The sequence below is a fragment of the Gemmatimonadota bacterium genome, from assembly GCA_016209965.1.
Classification (GTDB): Bacteria; Gemmatimonadota; Gemmatimonadetes; order Longimicrobiales; family RSA9; genus JACQVE01.
The window spans coordinates 1-7,205 of sequence record JACQVE010000296.1 but is presented as its reverse complement, the minus strand read 5'-3'; the positions used below and the strand labels follow the sequence as shown (position 1 = coordinate 7,205).

Sequence of the window (7,205 nt, the reverse complement as noted above, 5' to 3'; positions counted from 1 at the left end):
TGCCTCGGCAATCTGCGGAATCGGCTGCGCCTGAGCAAAGGCGTGCCATGGGCCGCCAGGCGCCCTGGGCTCAAGCAGAGGGCTGGCGGGTGCTGATGGCCCGGGGCGCGACCAGCAGCTCCCAGGGGCCGACGTGGCCGGCGACGCGTGGCAGAAAGCCATCGGCCCGTAACGCCGCCTGCATCTCGGCCGGCGGGTGCAGGTAGAGGCGGAAGCGGCGGCGGAGCAGCCACTGCCCGGTGTTGGCGAGGCCGAAGAACGCGCGGGTCCACCATGCCTGGCGCGGATAGCTGAGCGCGACTGCGGCGCGCGCGGCGGCGGTGGCGGGGCGCAGCAGCTCCTGCCACACGGGGTAGCAGCAGACCACGCGGTCCAGGATGACGACGTCGTAGCTCTCGTCGACTGCGCGTTCCGCGAAGTTGGCAAGCTCGAGCCCGAGGCGATCCGCGACCCCGGCCTCCTCCGCCAGTTCCCGGGCCAGCGCGACGGAGTGGGGCCTGGCCTCGACGGCGCTGGCGTGGCTCGCGCCATGAGTGCGGAGCAGCTCGATAGAGAGCGTGCCAAGGCCGGCCCCGACCTCGAGGGCGGTGGCGCCCCGGACGGGCGTTACCTCCTCGATCGCGCCAATCAGCCGGCGAGCACGGAGGTCGAGCCCGGCGCGGCGGTAGCGGCGCGCGTCTCTCCGCGCTTGGCGCTCAGTGAAGATCTCGTTCAGGCCGATGCTGGCGCAGTCACAGGGCACGGGCGGCTCCGGCGTGGTTCGGGCGACGGGGGCAGCCCGGGCGGCAGGGGCGGGCGCGCTGTTGCTCGCTCAACTGTTCTGCGCGCTGCGCGGGCCGTCCCACTTGATCCACTCGAAGGCGGTACGGCAGGCGCGGCACCAGTAGGTGGTCAGGGAAAGCGCCGAGCCGAAAGGGGAGTGCAGCTCCGTGTCCTGGGAGCCGCAGAAGGCGCAGGGTACGTGCTCGGGGAGGCCGAGGTCGGCGGCGCGCCTTGTGGCAGCGGAGGGTTTCCGTTTGGCTGGGCGGCTCATCTCAGTCCATGAGGAAGACGCGGTTCTTGTCGCCCCGGATCCGCGCCACGGTCGCGGCGTCCGGCCCGTGCGTCGAGACGCGGCGCCTGGCCTCGTCGAAGCCGGCGAAGTCGGGGGCGGCCGGGGCGCGCGGGGGTGCGGCGTCGCCTAGCTCGGCAAGCAGCGGCGCGATGCGCTCGAGATAGCGGGCGCGGAGCGCGCTGCCCGTGGCGTTGACCACTCCTGCCTCGCGCAGCGCCGCAGCGCGCGGGGAGTCCGGCCCCAACCAGCGGAGCAGCGCGGGCAGCGCGGCCGTCAAGGGGAGGGCCAGCGTGCCACGGGCGCTCTCCCCAGCGCGGGCGAGGCGGCGGAGCCAGGCGGCGCCATGGGCGGCATGGAAACGCTCCTCCTCGAGCAGCTTCTCGACGCGCTGGGCCAGCGGCGCGTAGGCGGAGCCGAGCAGCGCCTCGCACTGGGTGGTCAAGGCGGCGTCCGCCAGGGCGTTGAGCACGACCAGGTCGGGCCAGTCCTGCGGCGGTAGATCGAGAGCCTCGAGGCTGCAGTACTCGGCCGGCTCGCGGCCGTGCTCGAGCCGGTCGACGTCGTCCCCCAAATCCTTGAGCAGCGCATAGAGCAGGCGGGCGTGCCCCCACTCGTCCTGGGCCATGGCGGCACAGGCGATGCTGGCCTCGAGCTCCGGCGCGCCCAGGATCCACTCGGCGTAGCGCATGCCCAGGAGCCGCTTCGAGTCGGCCAGTACCAGGATCAGGTCGCGGGTGGCGGTGCGGGCAGCCGGTGACAGTTCGATGGTGGGGGCGGGCGCAGGCACGCTCAGCGCTCCAGCAGAGTGCCGGCCTCGGCATTGAAGACGGGGAGCAGCCGGTCACGGGGCACGACCCACATGTCGAACCAGCGCTCCTCGTCATAGGTGCTGTAGGCGTAGATACGCGCCAGCTCGTCGTTGGGCGCGTTCAGGTTGCCGATGTTGCGCAGCGGCTCGCCGCGGCTGGTGCGGGCAAAAACTTCGTAGACCATGGCTCAAGCCGCGATTCCGTAACTCCGGAGCACCCGTCGCCCCTCCTCTGTCATGCGCTCGCGGGTCCAGGGCGGGTCCCAGACCTCGTGGATAACGACCTCGTGCACGCCCGGCTCGCGGAGCAGGCGGCCACGCACGTCCTCGCGGATGAACGCCATGCAGGGGCAGCCCGTGGCCGTGAACGTCAGGTCGACCTCGACGCGCGCGCCGTCCCGCCGGATCGCGTAGATCAGTCCCAGGTCCACCACGCTGACCGGGAGCTCCGGGTCGCGGACCTCGCGGAGCGCGTTCCACAGGGGGTGGAGCTGGGTCGGGCTCACGCTGCCTCCAGCAGCTTCTGCACCGAGCCGTGGCTGCGACGCACGGTCTCGACGTAATACTCGTTCATGGGGCCGCGCGCCTTCCAGCGCTGGAACACCTGGTCCCATGTGATCTGGCCGTCCTCGAAGAGCCAGCGCTTGGCCGCCGCATCGTACTGGCAGGGGAAGGGGTAGTCGAGGACGTATTCGCCGCGCGCCTCGTCGTAGTGAGCCGGCACCTCGAGGCCGAGCGACTCGCAGAGCGGGACGGTGGCCGACATCCAGACCTGGCGGAGCTGGTCGTTGGTCAGGCCCTTCAGCCGGTAGTCGAGCTGGTCACTGTGCCGCTTCAGGTCGTCGGGGAGGCCGAACCACTCGACCGTCATAGGGAACATCCACTCCACCGCTTGCTGCAGCTTCTGCCGGGCCTCGCCGCCCAGCTTGACCAGGCGCTTCATCCAGTTCTCGCCGTGGCGCAGGTGGAAGTTCTCCTCCAGATCCACCTTGACCAGTGCGCGCTTCAGGGGCCCGTAACTGGTATTCTCGTGGACGTCGCTCAAGAGCGTGAAGCCGGCGCGATCGAAGAAGCCGTTGGCGACCACCATCTCAGCCCAGTTCTCGAGCGGCTGATCGAAGCCGTACGGGTGCTTGAACTCGTGGGGCTCCCGGCCATACAGGAGCTGCTCCTTGTCCAGCCCCATGTCCTCCAGGATGCGGTAGGCGATGTTGGCATGCGCCAGCTCGTCCTGGATGATCGCGACTACCGAGACCTGCGTATTGATGGAAGGCGCATCCTGCGCCGCCATCCAGTAGGCCGGCGCGCTGATCAGCTCGGTATCGCCCTGGACCGTTAGCTGGGTGATGATGGCCCTGCGATAGCCCTCGGTCATTTCCTCGGGCGACTCGAGGATATAGCCCTCGCGCACCTTCTGCTTCAGCTCTTCCTCGGTGAAGCGGCTCATGGGCGGCCCCTGCTTTCGAACGCTCGTTCGAATGGCTGACGGGCAATGCTATGCAGCGGGCGTTCCGGCGTCAAGCGGGCAGGCCTGCGACGTCAATCCCGAGCGCTCGCGCCGCTTGGGCGGAGCGCCGGGTGATCGAGGGCGACAGGTTCGGGCGCGTTGTACCGGGGGAGATCTTGAGCGGATCTGCCTGGGCGGCTACGGGACATTGCTCGTGATCCCCGGGCTTTCCACGTGCCAGGTGGCCCCGAGCCCAGGATACGTTGCCCCCGCCACGACGGTCGTGAACTGGGACTCGTTGAGCTGGCTGGAGAGGGTGGTGTGCAGGGCGCGGCGGATCACGGCGATATTGCCCTGGCGGATGTGGACATAAGTCCAGAAGCGGCTGGTGGCGGAATCATAGTAGCCGGCGGGGATGCCACCGGCGCCCTGGACGAGCAGGCCGTTGGGCAGGCCGCTCACGTTGGTGTAGGAGCCGCGCAGGTCGGAGGCGGTGGTGGCCTGCACGCTGGGGCCGCGGGAAATGTACATGACGAAGCCGGAGGGGCCCGGGAAGATATCGGGGTCCGAGGCGCTTTCGTTCGAGGCGATGGTGAGCTGGGCGCGGTTGCCGGAGTCCACGGTGAAGGAGGTGCCGTCGCTCCCCTGCACCTCGGTGGCGCTGCGGAACAGCTTGGTGCAACTGGTCTGGCCTGCTGGGCAGCTCGCGGGGTCGCCCGTGCCGGGCGCGCCGCCGACCAGATAGAACAGGACGATGTTGCCGGTCGAGTCCAGGATGGGGCTGGGGTCCACAAAGAACTCGCTCGAGCCATCGGCGTTGCGGATGGTCACGGTCACGGGGTCCTCCCAGCGGCCGGTGTCGATGCGGTAGCGGCGCACGCGGCCGGGCGTGAAGACATAGAGCGTGTTGCCCTTGCGGATGACGTCCGGGACACTGCCCGAATAGGCGGTGAATCCGGGCACCGGCGTCCAGGAGGCGCCGTCGTTTCCCTGCGCGAGCTGGACCACGTGGTTGGACGGGTTGCCGCAGTCGACTGCCGCGCTGTTGCAGGCGTGGAAGGCGAGGACAAACTGGGCGGTGAGGGGTGAGGTGACGGTGATGCTGGCCGAGCCGGCCTTCCCCTCGATGGTCGCGGTTACCGTGGCGCTGCCGACCTTGGCGGCCGTGACGCGCCCCTGCGTGGACACGCGCGCCACGGCGGTGTCGGAGCTGGACCAGCTAAAGGTGCGGCCGGCGAGGACGTTGCCGGCGGCGTCCCTGGCCACGGCAGCGAGAGTCACGGTGTCGCCCAGGACGAGGCTCCTGGTGGCGGGCGACACGGTGACGGAGGCCACGGGGACCTGTGCCGACTTCACCTTCACCGAGGCAGTGCCGCTCGCGTTGTCCACACGCGCGGTGATGGTCACGGTGCCGGCTTTGACCCCTGTGACCAGCCCGGTCGCGGAAACGGTGGCCGTCAGGGCATCGGAGCTGGACCAGGTGACTGTCTTGCCGGTGAGGGTGTTGCCGCGGCTATCCCGGGCGGTGGCCGTTAGCTGAAGGGTCTGGCCGACCTCTAGGGAATCCGAGGCGGGGCTGACTCTGACGGAGGCGACGCCGGTATCGCCGGGGCCAGTGGTGCCGCCGCCGTCGCCACTGCTGCAGGCTGTCAGCGCCCATAACACCAGACCGAGGGCCTGCTTCTCACTGGACCGCATCGCCGCGCCGTCTACCCCGTAGCGACTCTTCGGTGCCCAGCGCCGAGGGAGACGTTCCAAACCATGCCTCTCTCAGCTTTTTGCTGGGCAGGGCAGAGCCATAGAGGTTCAGCCACAGATCGAATCGCTTCCCGAAACGCAAGACTCGGTAAAGCATATAGCCCTCCTGCTGCGGGCCGTAAGCGTCCGCTGAATCCATGTTTCGCCCGTTTCGCCCGCTGAGGCCGTGTGCAATCCTCCTGAGGTCCGGACCAAAGAGAACATCCAAGAGCCCCGCACCCAGGGCAAAGCCGGCCAGGATGAAGTCCTTGAAGCCGTCCGCCCAAAGCTTCCCTTGGAACACCAGCAGATCCCGGAGAAGCACGCGCTTGGAAACGTAAGCCGCAGGATGCGGAGGCGCTGAAGCGCGGAGCATGGTCACCTCCAAGGGGTCTAGTGCTGAAACAGGTGGTGTGCTGGCCGGGGCGAGTTGTGAAGCGTGCGCCTATGGTAATGCGGCGGGGGCGGGCGATCCAGTCCTTTCTTGAATGAGGGGCTGGGGTTGGCCAGCGGCAGCTTGCCGACCCACCCACGGGAAATCACTCCCAGCTTCCGCCTGGTACCGTCCTTGCCGCCCGGGTGGCAGGCATGGTGGGCGTAGCGTCAGCAAAGGGGCGGTGGCGGCGGTGGCTGCGAGTGGGAGCGCTCCTGGCGATGGCGCTGGGGGGTGCCGCGCTGCTGCTCTGGGAGCGCTGCGGGCTGCGGGGCTGCCCGGACGTGGATCGGCTGCGCGGCTACATGCCTGAGCAGGCGTCCCTGGTGCTGGACCGGCGCGGCCGGGAGCTGGCCAAGTTGTACGTGGTGCGGCGCGTGGTGGTGCCGCTGGATTTGCTGCCCCAGCATGCGCCGGCGGCGTTCGTGGCCATCGAAGACCGGCGTTTCTGGGAGCATGGCGGTGTGGACTGGTGGCGCGTGCCGGTGGCGCTGTGGCGCAACCTGCGCTCACTCGAGGTGCGGGAGGGGTTCAGCACCATCACCATGCAGTTAGCGCGGAACCTGTTTCCACAGGAGCTGCCGCCGCGCGAGCGCACGCCGTGGCGGAAGTTGGGGGAGATGCGCGTTGCGCAGGAGATCGAGGAGCGCTACGGCAAGCGGGACATTCTCGAGCTTTATCTGAACCAGATCTACTTCGGCAGTGGCGCGTGGGGGATCGAGGCGGCGGCGCAGGAATACTTCGGCAAGCCGGCGGCGTAGTTGTCCTTGGCGGAGGCGGCGCTGCTGGCGGGAGTGCCGCGCTCGCCCTCGCGGCTGAACCCGCGGGCGGATGCGGCGGCGGCGGTGCGGCGGCGGAACCTGGTGCTTGAGCGTATGGCGGAGCAGGGGCGGGTGGCGGTGGCACAGGCGGCGCGGGCGAGCTCGGCGCGGCTGCGGCTGCGGCGGGGCTCGGCGGAGCCTGCGGAGCGGGCGCCGTATTTTGTCGAGGAGGTGCGGCAGTTGCTCGAGTCGGAGCTGGGCGAGGCGATCTATACGGAAGGGCTGGTGATCCGGACGACGCTGGATGCCGGGATTCAGCAAGCGGCGGAGCAGGAGCTGGCACAACAGTTCGGGGCGATCGAGGCGGGGCGCTACGGCCGCTACCGCGGGCGAGCGTACGGGGCACGGGGCGCGGCAGCGCGGCGGCGGGCTGGAGGGTGCGACGGACTACCTGCAGGGTGCTCTTGTGGTGCTGGACGCCTGGAACGGGGATGTGCTGGCGCCGGTCGGCGGCCGGGACTTCCGGGATTCGCCGTTCAACCGCGCCACGCGCGCCCCGGCTGGCCTCCTGACAGCGCGGATGCCAGGGCGGGCGGGCGGCCGTCACGGCCGCCGGCGGGGCTGGGCCAGCCAGCGCCGCGCGTGCTAGATTCCGGCCACGGTCCGGGGGCGCGGCGGGCGCCGGCTTTCCGGCCGGCGGCGCGGCCGCCGGGGGCGAGAGACACTTCCGGTGTGCTGTGCGGGGACACCACGGCCGGGGAGGCGCGGTGACGAGTCCAGCCAGCCGGAGCGCCGGCCGCGCGGTGCTCCTCGGGTACGCGGCGCTGCTGGCAGCGTGCGCGCGCATGCCGCAGGGCGGGGCAGCCGCTGCGCCTCCCCGGGCCGCAGAGCCGCCGCCGATCCGCGCTGGCCAGGCGCCCCCGCCCGGGCCCTACGCCCCCGGCTTCGATGCGCTGCATTACCAG

General features: G+C 70.2%; 9 protein-coding genes. 2 read left to right on the top strand and 7 right to left on the bottom strand.

From position 1 onward, the window contains the following. Positions 1-70: 70 nt before the first annotated feature. The 7 genes from HY703_11765 to HY703_11735 form a co-directional block, all read right to left on the bottom strand. Positions 71-742: a methyltransferase domain-containing protein gene (locus tag HY703_11765; protein ID MBI4545865.1), complete on the bottom strand. Its 672-nt coding sequence runs from the start codon at positions 740-742 to the stop codon at positions 71-73. Positions 743-1,034: 292 nt separating this feature from the next. Then, the gene (locus HY703_11760) at positions 1,035-1,841 is read right to left on the bottom strand and encodes a phenylacetate-CoA oxygenase subunit PaaI (GenBank protein MBI4545864.1); all 807 of its coding nucleotides are present in this window, start codon (positions 1,839-1,841) and stop codon (positions 1,035-1,037) included. A 2-nt stretch (positions 1,842-1,843) separates the two neighbouring features. Beyond that, positions 1,844-2,047 carry a phenylacetic acid degradation PaaB family protein gene (locus HY703_11755; GenBank protein ID MBI4545863.1) on the bottom strand — a complete coding sequence of 68 codons (204 nt, stop codon included), beginning with the start codon at positions 2,045-2,047 and terminating at the stop codon, positions 1,844-1,846. Positions 2,048-2,050: 3 nt separating this feature from the next. Continuing rightward, complete coding sequence (locus HY703_11750; GenBank protein ID MBI4545862.1) at positions 2,051-2,476, bottom strand: metal-sulfur cluster assembly factor; 426 nt, start codon at positions 2,474-2,476, stop codon at positions 2,051-2,053. Continuing rightward, entirely contained in the window at positions 2,365-3,309 is a 945-nt protein-coding gene (locus tag HY703_11745) for a phenylacetate-CoA oxygenase subunit PaaI (protein MBI4545861.1), read from the bottom strand. The genes HY703_11750 and HY703_11745 overlap by 112 nt, the downstream gene beginning before the upstream one ends. A 198-nt stretch (positions 3,310-3,507) precedes the next feature. Beyond that, entirely contained in the window at positions 3,508-5,007 is a 1,500-nt protein-coding gene (locus tag HY703_11740; protein ID MBI4545860.1) for an Ig domain-containing protein, read from the bottom strand. After that, complete coding sequence (locus HY703_11735) at positions 4,994-5,422, bottom strand: hypothetical protein (protein ID MBI4545859.1); 429 nt, start codon at positions 5,420-5,422, stop codon at positions 4,994-4,996. Before HY703_11735 ends, HY703_11740 begins: the two co-directional genes overlap by 14 nt. A gap of 278 nt (positions 5,423-5,700) precedes the next feature. Here HY703_11735 and HY703_11730 point away from each other — a divergent pair, with 278 nt between their 5' ends. Both HY703_11730 and HY703_11725 read left to right on the top strand, forming a co-directional pair. Continuing rightward, entirely contained in the window at positions 5,701-6,240 is a 540-nt protein-coding gene (locus HY703_11730) for a transglycosylase domain-containing protein (GenBank protein MBI4545858.1), read from the top strand. Then, a complete protein-coding gene (locus tag HY703_11725) occupies positions 6,241-7,011 on the top strand; it encodes a transglycosylase domain-containing protein (GenBank protein MBI4545857.1) in 771 nt (256 codons plus the stop codon). Positions 7,012-7,205 lie beyond the last annotated feature (194 nt).

What these genes read in the sequence shown, in the direction of transcription:
- HY703_11755 (MBI4545863.1), bottom strand. Translation starts at nt 2,047, where the DNA reads ATGGTCTACGAAGTTTTTGCCCGCACCAGCCGCGGCGAGCCGCTGCGC.
- HY703_11750 (MBI4545862.1), bottom strand. Translation starts at nt 2,476, where the DNA reads ATGGGACCAGGTGTTCCAGCGCTGGAAGGCGCGCGGCCCCATGAACGA.
- HY703_11745 (MBI4545861.1), bottom strand. Translation starts at nt 3,309, where the DNA reads ATGAGCCGCTTCACCGAGGAAGAGCTGAAGCAGAAGGTGCGCGAGGGC.
- HY703_11740 (MBI4545860.1), bottom strand. Translation starts at nt 5,007, where the DNA reads ATGCGGTCCAGTGAGAAGCAGGCCCTCGGTCTGGTGTTATGGGCGCTG.
- HY703_11735 (MBI4545859.1), bottom strand. Translation starts at nt 5,422, where the DNA reads ATGCTCCGCGCTTCAGCGCCTCCGCATCCTGCGGCTTACGTTTCCAAG.
- HY703_11730 (MBI4545858.1), top strand. Translation starts at nt 5,701, where the DNA reads ATGGCGCTGGGGGGTGCCGCGCTGCTGCTCTGGGAGCGCTGCGGGCTG.